14 protein-coding genes are annotated in these 15,528 nt (G+C 70.3%); 6 read left to right on the top strand and 8 right to left on the bottom strand.

Annotation, left to right across the window (positions count from 1 at the left end):
- Positions 1 to 50: 50 nt before the first annotated feature.
- Complete coding sequence (locus ACWGO0_RS36205; protein WP_453544569.1) at positions 51 to 2,609, bottom strand: FHA domain-containing protein; 2,559 nt, start codon at positions 2,607 to 2,609, stop codon at positions 51 to 53.
- A 244-nt stretch (positions 2,610 to 2,853) separates the two neighbouring features.
- On the opposite strand from ACWGO0_RS36205, the gene ACWGO0_RS36200 reads away from it, so the two are divergent.
- Positions 2,854 to 4,446, top strand: coding sequence for a streptophobe family protein (locus ACWGO0_RS36200; protein WP_453544567.1), 1,593 nt, complete (start codon positions 2,854 to 2,856; stop codon positions 4,444 to 4,446).
- 75 nt (positions 4,447 to 4,521) lie between these two features.
- Positions 4,522 to 5,778, top strand: coding sequence for a phosphoserine phosphatase SerB (gene serB, locus ACWGO0_RS36195; protein ID WP_453544565.1), 1,257 nt, complete (start codon positions 4,522 to 4,524; stop codon positions 5,776 to 5,778).
- Between the two features lie 69 nt (positions 5,779 to 5,847).
- Here the strand turns inward: serB and ACWGO0_RS36190 are convergent, their stop codons facing one another.
- The 4 genes from ACWGO0_RS36190 to ACWGO0_RS36175 form a co-directional block, all read right to left on the bottom strand.
- Positions 5,848 to 6,366, bottom strand: a complete 519-nt coding sequence (locus tag ACWGO0_RS36190) for a SixA phosphatase family protein (protein WP_453544563.1) — start codon at positions 6,364 to 6,366, stop codon at positions 5,848 to 5,850.
- A 96-nt stretch (positions 6,367 to 6,462) separates the two neighbouring features.
- On the bottom strand, positions 6,463 to 6,669 hold the full coding sequence (locus ACWGO0_RS36185; RefSeq protein WP_453544561.1) for a hypothetical protein: 207 nt from the start codon (positions 6,667 to 6,669) through the stop codon (positions 6,463 to 6,465).
- A gap of 130 nt (positions 6,670 to 6,799) precedes the next feature.
- A complete protein-coding gene (locus tag ACWGO0_RS36180; protein ID WP_256669232.1) occupies positions 6,800 to 6,910 on the bottom strand; it encodes an SGM_5486 family transporter-associated protein in 111 nt (36 codons plus the stop codon).
- Between the two features lie 26 nt (positions 6,911 to 6,936).
- Positions 6,937 to 8,205 carry a CynX/NimT family MFS transporter gene (locus tag ACWGO0_RS36175; RefSeq protein WP_453544559.1) on the bottom strand — a complete coding sequence of 423 codons (1,269 nt, stop codon included), beginning with the start codon at positions 8,203 to 8,205 and terminating at the stop codon, positions 6,937 to 6,939.
- Positions 8,206 to 8,262: 57 nt separating this feature from the next.
- Between ACWGO0_RS36175 and ACWGO0_RS36170 the strand changes: the two genes are divergently transcribed.
- Positions 8,263 to 8,937: a FadR/GntR family transcriptional regulator gene (locus tag ACWGO0_RS36170; protein WP_453544557.1), complete on the top strand. Its 675-nt coding sequence runs from the start codon at positions 8,263 to 8,265 to the stop codon at positions 8,935 to 8,937.
- A gap of 16 nt (positions 8,938 to 8,953) precedes the next feature.
- On the opposite strand, the gene ACWGO0_RS36165 is transcribed toward ACWGO0_RS36170, so the two are convergent.
- The 3 genes from ACWGO0_RS36165 to fabG all read right to left on the bottom strand — a co-directional run bounded on the left by ACWGO0_RS36165 (position 8,954) and on the right by fabG (position 10,992).
- On the bottom strand, positions 8,954 to 9,322 hold the full coding sequence (locus ACWGO0_RS36165; RefSeq protein ID WP_453544555.1) for a hypothetical protein: 369 nt from the start codon (positions 9,320 to 9,322) through the stop codon (positions 8,954 to 8,956).
- 177 nt (positions 9,323 to 9,499) lie between these two features.
- Entirely contained in the window at positions 9,500 to 10,267 is a 768-nt protein-coding gene (gene fabI / locus ACWGO0_RS36160; RefSeq protein ID WP_453544553.1) for an enoyl-ACP reductase FabI, read from the bottom strand.
- A 5-nt stretch (positions 10,268 to 10,272) separates the two neighbouring features.
- The gene (gene fabG / locus ACWGO0_RS36155) at positions 10,273 to 10,992 is read right to left on the bottom strand and encodes a 3-oxoacyl-[acyl-carrier-protein] reductase (protein WP_453544551.1); all 720 of its coding nucleotides are present in this window, start codon (positions 10,990 to 10,992) and stop codon (positions 10,273 to 10,275) included.
- A gap of 250 nt (positions 10,993 to 11,242) precedes the next feature.
- Here fabG and ACWGO0_RS36150 point away from each other — a divergent pair, with 250 nt between their 5' ends.
- The 3 genes from ACWGO0_RS36150 to tyrS are packed head-to-tail and all read left to right on the top strand — an operon-like array spanning position 11,243 to position 15,481.
- A complete protein-coding gene (locus ACWGO0_RS36150) occupies positions 11,243 to 12,766 on the top strand; it encodes a TldD/PmbA family protein (protein ID WP_453544549.1) in 1,524 nt (507 codons plus the stop codon).
- Positions 12,763 to 14,157, top strand: coding sequence for a metallopeptidase TldD-related protein (locus tag ACWGO0_RS36145; RefSeq protein ID WP_453544547.1), 1,395 nt, complete (start codon positions 12,763 to 12,765; stop codon positions 14,155 to 14,157). The genes ACWGO0_RS36150 and ACWGO0_RS36145 overlap by 4 nt, the downstream gene beginning before the upstream one ends.
- Before the next feature lie 55 nt (positions 14,158 to 14,212).
- Entirely contained in the window at positions 14,213 to 15,481 is a 1,269-nt protein-coding gene (tyrS, locus tag ACWGO0_RS36140; RefSeq protein ID WP_453544545.1) for a tyrosine--tRNA ligase, read from the top strand.
- Positions 15,482 to 15,528 lie beyond the last annotated feature (47 nt).

Below are 15,528 nucleotides of genomic sequence, written 5' to 3'. Positions count from 1 at the left end.
ACCCCGTGCGGGGTGCCGCCCTCCGGCGTTCCGTGCGTGCGGCGGGTGCGCTACTTGCGCATGACCTCCGGCTCGTGGCGGCGCAGCAGTCGCGCGACCGCGACGCCGCAGATGATGCCGATGAACAGCAGCACCGAGATGTTGAAGCCCCACTGGCCGGCCGTGCTGTCCCAGAGCGGGTCCAGGTTGGTGGGGTCCTTCTGGTCCCACGGCGGCATGAGGTGGGCCAGGTCGAGCGTCGAGCCCGCGGCGGCGATGGCCCAGCGCGAGGGCATGAGCCAGGCGAACTGCTCCAGGCCGGGCGACCCGTACACCTGGAAGAGGATGCCCGTGAAGACGACCTGGACGATCGCGAACATGACGAGCAGCGGCATCGTCTTCTCGGAGGTCTTCACCAGCGAGGAGATGACCAGTCCGAACATCATCGACGTGAAGCCCAGGGCGATGATCGTGACGCAGAGCTCGACGGCCGGCGGCATGATCAGGCCCTCGGCCGGCAGATCGCGGGTGGCGAAGCCGATGCCGCAGATGATGACGCCCTGGATGGCCGTGATCACGCCGAGGACGATCACCTTCGACATCAGGTACGCGGAGCGGGAGAGGCCGGTGGCCCGTTCCCGTTCGTAGATGACGCGTTCCTTGATCAGCTCTCGTACAGAGTTGGCCGCACCGGAGAAGCACATGCCGACCGCGAGGATCAGCATGATCGTCCCGGCGTCGCCGTTGAAACGGGACGGCGGTGTGGGCGGTGCCAGGCCGAAGTCGGCCGGGATCACCACGCTGACGATGCCGAGCACCGCGGGCAGGATCACCATCAGGCCCATGAAGCCCTTGTCGGACGCGATCACCGCGGTGTAGCGGCGGATCAGCGTCCACAGCTGCGTCCCCCAGCCCTGCGGCTTCGGCGGGCGCATCTGCTGCGGGGGCGGCATGTGTACGGACTGTGCGGCGACCGCGTCGATGTCCGCTGCGTACATCTGGTAGTGCTGCGAGCCTCGCCAGCGGCCCGCCCAGTCGTAGTCGCGGTAGTTCTCGAAGGCGGAGAAGACGTCGGCCCAGGTGGTGTAGCCGAAGAAGTTGAGCGCTTCCTCCGGCGGACCGAAGTAGGCGACCGAGCCGCCCGGCGCCATCACGAGGAGCTTGTCGCAGATGGCCAGCTCGGCCACGGAGTGCGTGACGACGAGGACCGTACGGCCGTCGTCGGCGAGGCCGCGCAGCAGCTGCATGACATCGCGGTCCATGCCCGGGTCGAGGCCGGAGGTCGGCTCGTCCAGGAAGATCAGCGAGGGCTTGGTGAGCAGCTCCAGGGCCACGGAGACGCGCTTGCGCTGGCCACCGGAGAGCGAGGTGACCTTCTTGTCCTTGTGGATGTCGAGCTTGAGCTCGGCGAGGACTTCGAGGATGCGGGCCTGGCGCTCGGCCTCGGTGGTGTCCGCGGGGAAGCGGAGCTTGGCCGCGTACTTGAGGGCCTTGGTGACCGTGAGTTCCTTGTGCAGGATGTCGTCCTGCGGGACCAGACCGATGCGCTGGCGCAGCTCGGCGAACTGCTTGTAGAGATTCCGGTTGTCGTAGAGGACATCGCCCTGGTTGGCGGGCCGGTAGCCGGTGAGCGCCTTGAGCAGGGTGGACTTTCCGGAGCCGGACGGGCCGATGACACCGATCAGCGACTTCTCCGGGACGCCGAACGAGACGTCCTGGAGGATCTGCTTGCCGCCGTCGACCGTGACCGTGAGGTGACGGGCGGCGAAGGAGACCTCACCGGTGTCGACGAACTCTTCGAGCCGGTCGCCGACGAGGCGGAAGGTCGAGTGACCGACACCGACGATGTCGTTCGGGCCGATGAGCGCGGAGCCGGACTTGCTGAGCGGCTGGCCGTTGACGTACGTGCCGTTGTGCGATCCGAGGTCACGGATCTCGAAGCGTCCGTCGGGCGTCGCGTGGAACTCGGCGTGGTGCCGGGAGACCTGGAGGTCGGAGACGACCAGCTCGTTCTCCAGCGCACGGCCGATGCGCATCACCCGGCCGAGGTCCAGCTGGTGGAACGTCGTCGGGCTGCGGTCGCCGTACACCGGCTGGGCTCCCGGGAAGCCGCCGGGGCCGCCGGCGACGGGCGGCTTCTGCATGCCCTGCTGGTGCGGGAACTGGGGCTGGGCGTGTCCCTGCTGGGCCTGCTGCTGTTGCCAGGCCGCCTGCTGCTGTTGTTGGTGCTGCTGAGCCGCCGGGTCGGGTCCGGCCGGTGCGCCCTGCTGAGGGTGTACGGGGGCCTGCTGGGCGCCCGCGGCCTGGCCGCTGTAGACGTCGGCCGCGGCGCCGCTGATGCTGAGCCGCGGTCCGTCGGTCGCGTTGCCCAGGTGCACCGCCGTGCCGGGCCCGATCTCCATCTGGTGGATCCGTTGGCCCTGCACGTAGGTGCCGTTGGTGCTGCCGTGGTCCTCGATGGACCAACTGCGGCCACCCCAGCTGATCGTGGCGTGCCGCCACGACACCCTGGCGTCGTCGACCATGAGATCGCCCTGCGGATCACGTCCGAGGGTGTACGACCTGGACGGATCGAGCGTCCAGGTCCTGCCATTCAATTCCAGTACGAGTTCCGGCACTCCGCGCCCCACTAGTTGTCCCCCGAGAGACTCCCGTCACAGGGAGTCTAGGGATGCTGAACATCGTGGGGAACTATTCCAGGACCAGTCACCGATCGGAAAGCCGGGCGGAGTGAAGACCGCGCAGAGACCTGTGCCGCCGGACCGTTGACTCGGGTGAAACGGGCTCGGACAGTGGTAACCACGCACGAGTGCGCACGGATCATGAGCGAATGGGTCAACTCAGGGCATCTCGGTGCAGATTGGGGGGTCCTGTATGGCTGCGGACACGAGGACGGGCGGGCACCGGGGGGCTGTGGGCAGGGGTGTTCCGTGGGCCGATGTGGTGCTCGCCTCGGTTGCGTCGGTGAGCTGGGCGCTGGCCGCGATGGCGGGAGCGGCGGCCCTCGGGCTGCATCTGCTCGGCGCCGGTTCCGTCGGTGAACTGGGCCCGCTGACCGCGGCGGTGGTGGTGCTGGGGGTCGGCGGCACGGTCTCTCCCTCCGGTGACGTGTCGGCCTTCGGGCTCGACGGGGCCGAGGCCCGCACGGCTGTCGACGTGACTCCGCTGGGAGTGGGCCTGGCGGGCGCGCTCGTCCTCTCCTTCTTCTTCCTGCGCTCGCTGCGCGGTGCGGGCGCGACCCTCTCCTGGGGCGAGCTCTGTGCCCGTACGGGCTCGGCGGCGGCCCTGTTCGTCGCGATGGTGGGCGGCCTGGCATGGGCAGGTCACGATGTCGTGACGATCGACGGCGACCGGCTGCCGGGGGTCGGGGGTGGTGCCGGTGGTGGTGCCGGTGCCGGCGGTGTGGTCGATGGGCTGGGGGATCTGGGCGGGCTGCTGCCGGACCGGCTCGCCGACCTCTCGCGGGCCGAGGCGCGGGTCGGGTTCGCCGTCGACAGCGGGGCCTCGCTGGTGGGTGGGGCGTGCTGGGTGCTCGGGGTGCTCCTGATCGCCCTGCTCGTCTCGCGTACGCCGCTGCCCGGCCCGGCCGGCCGGTTCCACCGGATGGTGCGGCCCGCCGTTTCGGCGCTCGTCACGGTGCTGCTCGTCGCGGTGCTGGCCGGGTGCGCCGCCGCCGCGTACGCCGCGGTCGGTGACGCCCATCCGAAGCGGATCGCGGGCGCCACGCTGCTCGGGGCGCCGAACGGGGCGTGGCTCGGGGCGCCGCTCGGGCTGTTCGTGCCGTGGGACGGCACGGCCACGGGTGCGCTGTCCGAGCTGCTTCCCGACCCGCTGGCCGAGCTGTTACGGGGCTCCGCCGAGCAGCCGGTGACGGTCGGGAGGCTTGCCGAACTGGACGGCCGGGTCTGGCTGTTGGCGGTCGCCGCCGGGACGATGATGCTGTACGCGGGGGTGCTGGCGGCCGCGCGTACGCCACGGGCCCCCGGGATGTCCGCAGCCGGGTTCGCGGGGCGGTGCGCGCTGCGGCTCGGGGTCGTGACCTCCATCGCGCTGCCGTTGCTGGTGTGGCTGACCCAGGTGTCCGCGGACGCCTCGCTGTCGGTGCTGGGCTTCGACGCCTTCGGGGCCGGGGTCGAACTTCACGGGCGGGCAGGAGTGGCGGCGGGGCTGGGCGCCGTGTGGGGGGCCGCTGCGGGCGCGGTGGGTGCGGCGCTCGCGTGGGCGGTGGGGGCGGTTCCGTTGCCGTCGCGCCTGCCGGGGGGCGGGTATCCGGACGAGGAGGCTGCCGGGCCGTACCGTCCTGCCCGGCCCTACCGGGTGCCGAACGCCGACACGAATCCGTATCTGCGGCTGCCGGAGGGGATGCACGGTGCGCCGACGGTGGTGGGGCGGACCGGTCCGCCAGTGCCGCCACCGCCGGGACCGGGGCCGGGCCCTCCTCCCGAAGGACCGGCCGGACACGAGTGAGCGTGGTGTCCTCACTGTCCGGGTGGCGGGACAGGGGGCCGGAGCTCGGAGCCGGACCGATACGGTGGGAGCACCATGAGCGCATCTCAGCCACCTCAGTCTCCCCCGTCTCCTGAGCTCCCTGAGTCCCGTCAGGGCATCGACGAACCCACCCTTCTCGTGAAGATCTTCGGGAAGGACCGTCCCGGTATCACCGCCGGGCTCTTCGACACACTCGCCGCGTACGCCGTCGATGTCGTGGACATCGAGCAGGTCGTCACCCGGGGCCGCATCGTCCTGTGCGCCCTGGTCACCGCCCCGACCGCGGGCGGCACCACCGAGGGCGACCTGCGGGCGACCGTGCACAGCTGGGCCGAGTCGCTGAAGCTCCAGGCCGAGATCATCTCGGGCCTGGGCGACAACCGGCCCCGTGGCTACGGCCGTTCCCATGTGACCGTGCTGGGGCACCCCCTCACCGCGGAGTCGACCGCCGCCATAGCGGCCAGGATCACGTCGACCGGTGGCAACATCGACCGGATCTTCCGGCTGGCGAAGTACCCGGTGACCGCCGTCGAGTTCGCCGTGTCCGGCACGGGCACCGAGGAGCTGCGGACCGCGCTGGCGACGGAGGCCGCGCAGATCGGCGTCGACGTCGCCGTCGTATCGGCCGGGCTCAGCCGCCGGGCGCAGCGGCTCGTCGTCATGGACGTGGACTCGACGCTCATCCAGGACGAGGTCATCGAGCTCTTCGCCGCCCACGCGGGCTGCGAGGACGAGGTCGCCGCCGTGACCGAGCAGGCGATGCGGGGCGAGCTCGACTTCGAGCAGTCGCTGCACGCGCGGGTCGCGCTGCTCGCGGGCCTCGATGTGTCGGTCGTGGACAAGGTGAGGGCCGAGGTGCGGCTGACGCCCGGTGCCCGCACCCTGATCCGTACGCTGAAGCGCCTCGGTTACCAAGTGGGTGTCGTCTCCGGCGGATTCACCCAGGTCACGGACGACCTGAAGGAGCGCCTCGGACTCGACTTCGCCTCGGCCAACACGCTGGAGGTCGTCGACGGGAAGCTCACCGGCCGGGTCGTGGGCGATGTGGTGGACCGGGCCGGCAAGGCGCGGCTGCTGCGGAGCTTCGCCGAGCAGGCGGGGGTGCCGCTCGCCCAGACCGTCGCGATCGGCGACGGTGCCAATGACCTGGACATGCTGAACGCGGCCGGGCTCGGCGTGGCGTTCAACGCCAAGCCGGTCGTGCGGGAGGCCGCGCACACGGCGGTGAACGTCCCGTTCCTGGACACGGTGCTGTATCTGCTCGGCATCACGCGTGAAGAGGTCGAGGCCGCGGACGGCCTGATCGACTGATCGGGGACTACACGGTGAAGGGCCCCGGCGCAGGTGCTGCGCCGGGGCCCTTCCCTGTTCGTCCGTATCTCAGTCGTTCGGCGTCCAGTAGTCGACGAGCTTGCCCACACCGAGCTCCAGCGACTTCCAGGAGCCGGAGAACTCGACGATTCCGTAGGCGGCGGTCGGGAAGCCGTCACGGGCCACCCTCGCCAGGGCGTCCGCGTTCGCCGAGCCCGAGAGGCCGTCCACGGCGGCGTGCATGCCGGGATTGTGGCCGATGACCAGGAGGTCGCGGACCTCGTCGGGGGTCTCGTTGAACACCGCAATCAGTTCGCCGAGTGAGGCGTCGTACAGCCTCTCCTCGTACACGGTCCTTGGACGGTGCGGGAGCTCGTGGACCGCGAGCTTCCAGGTCTCGCGTGTCCTGACGGCGGTCGAGCACAGGGCCAGATCGAAGTCGATGCCGGAACCGGCGAGCCTGCGGCCCGCTACGGGCGCGTCTTTGCGACCGCGTTCCGCCAAGGGCCGCTCGTGGTCGGATTCCTGCGACCATTCCGCTTTTGCGTGCCTGAGAAGGACGATCCTGCGAGGTGTATCGACGCTCATACACCTCAGCTTCGCACGAAATGTGCCGCCTGGCGCAGGGTGTTGGCGTGCTCGCCCGGTGCGGGTGAATCACTCGACCGGCCCAGCGGAGTGGCGTCAGCGGGCGAGCAGGTCCATGATGCGCCCGAGCAGCTGGCCGAGCGCCGGATCGCCGGTCTCGGCACGGGCCTCGCCCGGTGCCACGATCAGCAGCAGGAGGGCGGCGAACGCGAGCGCGGGCAGCGCGACGGCCCACCACGGCAGCCGGACCTCGACTGTGTTCGGCGCGGGTGTGGTGGACCGGGTGTGCGTACGGGCCGGCATGTCGCCTCCGTGGTCTTCGATTCGATACCTCGAACCTACGGAGCCTGCGGTGCCCTTCCCATCCGGTGACCCACCCACTTCACCCTGACCCTGCCCCCCTAGGGGATGGTGGGGCCAGCCCCACCCTCCGTCAGGGGGAGGCGATCGAGGCGATCACACCGATGATCACGGTGATGAGCAGCATCGCCCCGAAGACGAGGAGAAGCTTCTTCTGACCGTTCTGGGGGTTCGGGTCGAGCACAGGAGACATGGCCCCAGTCTCGCATCTCAGCATTCGTCCTCGATCGTCCGGTCCCGCCCGGCCAGCACGCCCGCCACCATCTGCGGCAGCATGAGGGCCGCCATCAGGGCGATCGGCAGTCCCCAGCCACCGCTGTGCTGGTAGAGCACGCCGACGAGCAGGGGGCCGGGGATCGAGATCAGATAGCCGGTGGACTGGGCGAAGGCCGACAGCCTGACCACGCCGGCGCCGGTGCGCGAGCGCATGCCGATCATCGTGAGCGCGAGCGGGAAGGCGCAGTTGGCGATGCCGAGCAGCAGTGCCCATGCCCAGGAGCCTGCCGCGGGCGCCAGGTAGAGGCCCGCGTAGCCGATGAGACCGCAGACGCCGAGGAAGATCGCGATCGGGCCCTGGTTCCGCATGCGGGAGGCCACGCGCGGGATGACGAAGGCGAGCGGTACTCCCATCGCCATCGTCACCGCGAGCAGGACGCCCGCGGTGCCCGCCGAGACGCCGGCGTCGCGGAAGATCTGCGGCATCCACCCCATGGTGATGTACGCGGCGGTGGCCTGGAGGCCGAAGAAGCAGGCGAGGGCCCAGCCGGTCCTGCTGCGGGTGATCCGGAGCGCCGGGGCGTTCTGCCGCTGGTGGGCGGTGGGCTGTCCCGGTGCGTCGCCCCGGTCACGTACGAGTGGAATCCACGGCAGGACGGCCGCGGCGGCGAGCACGGCCCAGATCGCCAGCCCGGCCTTCCAACTGCCGCCGAGCGCATCCGTCATGGGCACGGTGACGGCAGCGGCGAGCGCGGTGCCCAGGGCCAGGGCCATGGAGTAGAGACCGGTCATGGTGCCCACGCGGTCGGGGAACCAGCGCTTGACGATCACCGGCATCAGGATGTTGCTGACGGCGATGCCCATGAGGGCGAGGGCGCTGGCAGCGAGGAAGCCGGCCGTGCCGCCGATGAAGGGGCGGATCGCCAGGCCCGCGGCGATGGCGACCATACCCGCGCAGATGACCGCTCCGGCTCCGAAGCGGCGGGCGAGCCGGGGCGCCATGATGCCGAAGAGCGCGAAGCAGAGCGGCGGTACGGAGGTGAGGACACCGGCGACGCTGCCGCTCATGTGCAGCCCGTCCCGCACCTCTTCGAGGAGGGCGCCGAGGCTGGTGATGGCGGGGCGGAGGTTGAGCGCGGCGAGGACGAGTCCGACCATGACCAGGCGCAGCAGCCACGGGGCCGGGCCCGTGGAGGCCGGCTGGGGCAGTGGGTCGGGGCGGGTTGTTTTCGGGCTCAGGGTCCGTGTCTCGTCGTCGGGCATGTCGCCCATCATAGAATCATGGGATGATTGGTTGTCCAATCGCGAACAAGGAGCATCATGGCGCTGACGTCTCCGCGGCGTTCGGCACTCGCCGATCAGGTGATTGCCCAGCTGAGGAACCAGATCACTTCGGGCGAGTGGCCCGTGGGTTCGCGGATTCCCACCGAACCCGAGCTGGTCGAGCAGCTGGGGGTGGCCCGCAACACCGTCCGCGAGGCGGTGCGCGCGCTCGCGCACAACGGCCTGCTGGACATCCGGCAGGGGTCGGGCACGTATGTCGTCGCCACCAGCGAGCTGGCCGGGGTGATGCACCGGCGGTTCGCCTCAGCCGACCCGCGCCACGTGGCCGAGCTGCGCTCGACGCTGGAGTCGTCGGCGGCCCGGCTGGCCGCCGTCCGGCGCACGGACCGGGATCTGCGGCAGCTCGACGCGCTGATGGCGCGGCGCGAGGAGACCTGGGCAGCGGGGGACGCGGAGGCGTTCGTGGCGGCCGACGCGACGCTGCACCTGGCCGTGGTCGCCGCCTCGCACAACGACGTACTGACCGAGCTCTACGCGGACCTGGGCGACCTGCTGCGCGACTATCTCCGCGACGACGTCGGCCCCGAGCTGCGGCCCGAGAAACACATGGACCACTCACGACTGGTCGAGGCGATCCGGGCGGGCGACGCCGAAACGGCCGCGTCGGAGGCCGCGAGCCATGCGCTGAGCTGTCTGGTGGACCGGGTCTGATACGCCGATCGGGCCCCTAGGCCGGGTGGTGGCTGACCCAGGCCGATGCGACCTCTTTCCAGCAGCGGTCGTCGAGCCGTACGGTCCGGCCGGGCTCCACCGCGACCGCCTTGCCGTCCGCGTCGACGTCCCACCAGCGGCCGCACTCGGTGTGCAGCCGCACCAGGTCGACGGAGGGGTACGGGTTGTGGCAGTACGCGATCACCCGGGAGCCCTCGACCGTCGTACGGCATTCCGAGCCCGAGGGTTCCGGGGTGGGGGCGAGGGGGGCGGCAGCCCCGGAGCCGGCCCGGTTCGCCGCGTACACACCGACAGGGGTGACGAGACCGGCGACGGCTGCCGAGACGGCCAGCAGGGCCGAGGTTCGGCGGCGCGTGGGGTGCACAGCAGTCTCCTCCCCGCAGCCTGACCAAAAGTCCGGTTCCACCACATTCTGCGGTGGATCGACCATCTTTTCGACTTGAGGCTGTGGCGCCCGGACGGGGGCCGCGTCCCGGGACGCACGACGGCCGCGTATCGATACCGGTACGCGGCCGTGATGTCAGGCGTCGGGCGTGAAGGGTCAGGCGCCCATCATGTGCACGCCACCGTCGACGTGGATGATCTCGCCCGTCGTCTTCGGGAAGAAGTCCGAGAGCAGGGCGACGACACCGCGGCCGGCCGGCTCCGGGTCGGTCATGTCCCACGCCAGCGGGGAGCGGTGGTTCCAGACGTCCGCGAGCTCCGAGAAGCCCGGGATGGACTTGGCGGCCATGGAGCCGAGCGGTCCCGCCGAGATCAGGTTGCAGCGGATGCTGTCCTTGCCCAGGTCACGGGCGAGGTAGCGCGAGGTGGCCTCCAGCGCGGCCTTGGCCGGGCCCATCCAGTCGTACTGCGGCCAGGCGAACTGCGCGTCGAAGGTGAGACCGACGATCGAGCCGCCCTCGCTCATCAGCGGCTTGCACGCCATGGCGAGCGACTTCAGCGAGAACGCCGAGACGTGCATCGCCGTGGCGACCGACTCGAACGGGGTGTTGAGGAAGTTGCCGCCGAGCGCGTCCTGCGGCGCGAAGCCGATGGAGTGCACGACGCCGTCGAGCGAACCGAGCTCGTCGCGGACCAGACCGGCGAGGCGGTCCAGGTGCTCGTCGTTGGTCACGTCCAGCTCGATGACCTTGACCGGCTCGGGCAGCTTCTTGGCGATGCGCTCGGTCAGCGTGGGCCGGGGCCAGGCGGTGAGAATGACCTCGGCGCCCTGCTCCTGGGCCACCTTCGCGGTGTGGAAAGCGATGGACGACTCCATCAGCACACCCGTGATGAGGATGCGCTTGCCGTCGAGAATTCCGCTCATGGTGATCAGTGACCCATGCCCAATCCGCCGTCAACGGGGATGACGGCTCCAGTGATGTACGACGCGTCGTCGGAGGCGAGGAAGCGGACCGCGGCGGCGATCTCCCCGGGCTGCGCATAGCGGCCGAGCGGCACCTGGGCGACGATGCCCTTGCGCTGCTCCTCGGTGAGCACCTGGGTCATGTCGGTGTCGACAAACCCGGGCGCGACGACGTTGAAAGTGATGTTCCGCGAGCCGAGCTCGCGGGCCAGCGACCGGGCGAAGCCGACAAGGCCCGCCTTGGAAGCGGCGTAGTTCGCCTGTCCCGCCGAGCCGAGGAGGCCGACGACGGAGGAGATCAGGACGACACGGCCCTTCTTGGCGCGCAGCATGCCGCGGTTGGCGCGCTTGACGACCCGGAAGGTGCCGGTGAGGTTGGTGTCGAGTACCGACGTGAAGTCTTCCTCGGACATCCGCATCAGCAACTGGTCCTTGGTGATACCGGCGTTGGCGACCAGCACCTCGACGGGACCGTGCTTCTCCTCGATCTCCTTGTATGCCTGCTCCACCTGCTCGGTGTCCGTGATGTCGCAGCGGACGGCCAGGCAGCCCGCCTCGGTGAGTTCCTTCGGCGGCTCGCCGGAGCGGTAGGTGATCGCGACCTTGTCGCCGTTGTCGGCGAAAGCGCGGGCGATGGCGAGGCCGATGCCCCGGTTTCCTCCGGTGACGAGAACCGAGCGGCTCAACGGATCACCCTTTCCTTGGCGGTCTGGTACCTCGAAAACCTATCGGTACGGCGCCGCGTACGGGGACTCGCCCTCTGACAGCGCCGCCGGGCGGCCTCTGTGGGGTTCCTACAGAACGGCGCGGGACAGTCGCGGGACGGTGGAAGCGGGGCAAAGAAACAGGACAGCGAAAAGCGAAGGCCCCGGGCGGCCGTACCCACCATGATTCACTGCTGAGACATTGTGCAGAGGTGGAGAAGGGGAGGCCCACGTGGCCCACGAGGTAGATCAGTCATTCCTGGCGCTGCCGCTGCGTGCCCTCGCCGACGCGGCGCTCGCACGCGCCCGCGCGCTCGGTGCGGTGCATGCCGATTTCCGGTTCGAGCGGGTACGGAGCGCCGGCTGGCGGCTGCGTGACGCCCGGCCCTCCGGCTCGTCGGACACCACCGACCTGGGGTACGCGGTACGGGTCGTGCACGGCGGGGCGTGGGGGTTCGCGTCCGGGGTCGATCTGACGATGGACGCCGCGGCGAAGGTGGCTTCGCAGGCCGTGGCCATGGCCAAGCTGTCGGCGAAGGTGATCGCGTCCGCGGGTTCGGACGAGCGGGTGGAGCTGGCCGACGAGCCCTCGCACGGTGAGCGGACCTGGGTCTCGGCGTACGAGGTCGACCCCTTCTCCGTACCGGACGAGGAGAAGGCGGGGCTGCTCGCCGAGTGGAGCAGCCGGCTCCTGGGTGCCGAGGGCGTCGCGCATGTGGACGCCTCGCTGATGACCGTCCACGAGAACAAGTTCTACGCGGACACCGCGGGCACCGTGACCACACAGCAGCGGGTGCGGCTGCATCCGCAGTTCACGGCCGTGGCGGTGGACGGGACGACCGGTGAGTTCGACTCGATGCGGACCATCGCTCCGCCGGTCGGGCGCGGCTGGGAGTATCTGACGGGCACCGGCTGGGACTGGGACGCCGAGCTGGAGCGGATTCCGGGGCTGCTCGCCGAGAAGATGCGGGCGCCGAGCGTCGAGGCGGGGACGTACGACCTGGTCGTCGACCCGTCGAATCTGTGGCTGACCATCCATGAGTCGATCGGCCACGCCACGGAGCTCGACCGCGCGCTGGGCTACGAGGCGGCGTACGCCGGGACCTCGTTCGCGACCTTCGACCAGCTGGGCAAGCTGGCGTACGGCTCCCCCGTGATGAACGTGACGGGTGACCGCACCGCCGAGCACGGGCTCGCGACCATCGGGTACGACGACGAGGGCGTCGAGGCGCAGTCGTGGGACCTGGTCAAGGACGGGACGCTGGTCGGCTACCAGCTGGACCGCCGGATCGCGAAGCTGACGGGCCTGGGCCGGTCCAACGGCTGTGCGTACGCGGACTCCCCCGGCCATGTGCCCGTACAGCGCATGGCGAACGTGTCGCTGGCGCCGGATCCCGGCGGGCTGTCAACCGAGGATCTGATCGGCGGGGTGGAGCGCGGGATCTATGTGGTCGGCGACCGGTCCTGGTCGATCGACATGCAGCGGTACAACTTCCAGTTCACCGGGCAGCGTTTCTTCCGTATCGAGAACGGCAAGCTGGCCGGTCAGCTCCGCGATGTCGCCTACCAGGCGACGACCACGGACTTCTGGGGCTCGATGGAGAAGGTCGGCGGCCCGCAGACGTATGTCCTGGGCGGCGCCTTCAACTGCGGCAAGGCCCAGCCGGGCCAGGTCGCCGCCGTCTCGCACGGCTGCCCCTCCGCCCTCTTCCGAGGCGTGAACATCCTCAACACCACGCAGGAGGCCGGACGATGAGCCGGGTCAGTAAGCCGTACGAGATCGTCGAGCGGGCCCTTGAGCTGTCCACCGCCGACGGGTGCGTCGTCATCGCCGACGAGAACTCCTCCGCCAATCTGCGCTGGGCCGGCAACGCGCTCACCACGAACGGGGTGACCCGGGGACGCACGCTCACCGTGATCGCCACGGTCGACGGCGCCGAGGGCACGGCCTCCGGTGTGGTGTCCCGCTCGGCCGTCACCGCCGAGGACCTGGAACCGCTCGTCCGCGCCGCCGAGACCGCCGCGCGCGGGGCCGGTCCCGCCGAGGACGCCCAGCCGCTGGTCTCCGGCGTGCCGGTCTCCCCCGACTTCACGGACGCGCCGGCCGAGACGGGCGCCGATGTGTTCGCCGACTTCGCCCCGTCGCTCGGTGACGCCTTCGCGCGTGCCAGGGCCGGTGGCCGTGAGCTGTACGGCTTCGCCAACCACGAGATGACCTCGACGTACATCGGTACGTCGACGGGGCTGCGGCTGCGTCACGACCAGCCGAACGGCACGCTGGAGCTGAACGCCAAGTCCCCCGACCGCTCGCGGTCGGCCTGGGCGGGCCGCGCCACCCGGGACTTCAAGGACGTCGACCCGGCGTCGCTGGACGCGGAGCTCGCCCAGCGGCTCGGCTGGGCGGAGCGCCGTATCGAACTGCCCGCCGGGCGGTACGAGACGCTGCTGCCGCCGACCGCCGTGGCCGACCTGCTGATCTACCAGCTGTGGTCGTCCACCGCCCGGGACGCCGCCGAGGGCCGGACGGTCTTCTCCAAGCCTGGTGGCGGTACGCGGCTCGGCGAGACGCTGTCCGAGCTGCCGCTGACGCTGCGCAGCGACCCGCACGCACCGGGTCTGGAGTCCGCGCCGTTCGTGATCGCCCACGCTTCGGGGGACAGCGGTTCCGTCTTCGACAACGGTCTGCCGCTCGCGCCGACGGACTGGGTGAAGGACGGCAGGCTGGAGCATCTGACGACCACGCGGCACTCCGCGGGCCTGACGGGGCTGCCGGTCGCCCCGGCCATCGACAATCTGGTGCTCGACGGTGGCGGTGAGCGCTCCCTGGAGGAGATGGTCGCCGCGACGACCGGGCGCGCCCTGTTGCTGACCTGCATGTGGTACATCCGGGAGGTCGATCCGGCGACGCTGCTGCTGACCGGGCTGACCCGCGACGGGGTGTATCTCGTCGAGGACGGCGAGGTGGTCGGCGAGGTGAACAACTTCCGGTTCAACGAGTCGCCCGTCGGTCTGCTGTCGCGGGCCACGGAAGCGGGCCGTACGGAGAAGACGCTGCCGCGCGAGTGGGGCGACTGGTTCACCCGGGCCGCCATGCCGGCGCTCCGGATTCCGGATTTCAATATGAGCTCGGTGAGTCTCGGCGTATGACCCGCCTAGACTGACCGTTGCCTTTCCATACACGTAGCTGAGGAGACACGGAACCGTGACGGACATCGTCGACGAGCTGAAGTGGCGTGGGCTGTTCGCCCAGTCCACTGACGAGGACGCACTGCGCAAGGCTCTCGCGGACGGTCCGGTCACGTTCTATTGCGGCTACGACCCCACCGCGGCCAGTCTGCACGTCGGGCACCTGGTGCAGGTCCTCACCATGCGCCGGCTCCAGCAGGCCGGGCTCAGGCCGCTCGCCCTGGTGGGCGGGGCGACGGGTCAGATCGGTGACCCGCGCCCGACCGCCGAGCGCACGCTGAACGACCCGGAGACGGTCGCCGCCTGGGTGTCGCGGCTGCGGGCCCAGATCGAGCCGTTCCTGTCCTTCGAGGGCGAGAACGCGGCGGTCATGGTGAACAACCTGGACTGGACCGCCGGCATGTCCGCGATCGAGTTCCTGCGGGACATCGGCAAGCACTTCCGCGTCAACAAGATGCTCACGAAGGACTCCATCGCCCGGCGTCTGGAGTCCGACGAGGGCATCAGCTACACCGAGTTCAGCTACCAGTTGCTCCAGAGCATGGACTTCCTGGAGCTGTACCGGCGCTACGGCTGCACCCTCCAGCAGGGCGGCAGCGACCAGTGGGGCAACCTCACCGCGGGCCTCGACCTCATCCACCGCCTGGAGCCGGGCGCCGTCGTGCACGCGCTGGCGACGCCGCTGATGGTGAAGGCGGACGGGACGAAGTTCGGCAAGTCCGAGAGCGGCGCCGTCTGGCTCGACGCCGAGATGACCACCCCGTACGCGTTCTACCAGTTCTGGCTGAACGCGGACGACCGGGACATCTCGCGGTACATGCGCATCCTCAGCTTCAGGAGCCCCGAGGAGCTCGAAGAGCTGGAGAAGCTGACCGAGGAGCGTCCGCAGGCCCGTTCGGCGCAGCGTGCGCTGGCCGAGGAGCTGACCACGCTGGTGCACGGCGGTGCGCAGTGCGCCGCCGTCATCGCCGCGTCGAAGGCGCTCTTCGGCCAGGGCGACCTGGCCGAGCTGGACGAGGCGACGCTGAGCGCCGCCCTGTCCGAGGTGCCGCACGCGCGGGTCACCGAGCTCGGTCCGCTGGTGGACCTGCTGGTCGAGGTCGGTCTGGCGCCGAGCAAGTCGGGTGCCCGCCGGACGGTCAAGGAGGGCGGGGCCTACGTGAACAACGTGAAGGTCGCGGACGGCGAGACCGCTCCGGCACGCGAGGAACTGCTGCACGGGCGCTGGCTGGTACTGCGCCGGGGCAAGAAGAACCTGGCGGCCATCGAGGTCACGGCCGGCTGACCCGCTCGCACAGCAGAGCGGCCGGACACGCGTCGTGCGTGTCCGGC

Source organism: Streptomyces sp. NPDC055749 (genome assembly GCF_053617235.1).
This window is presented reverse-complemented; position numbering and strand designations above follow the sequence as displayed.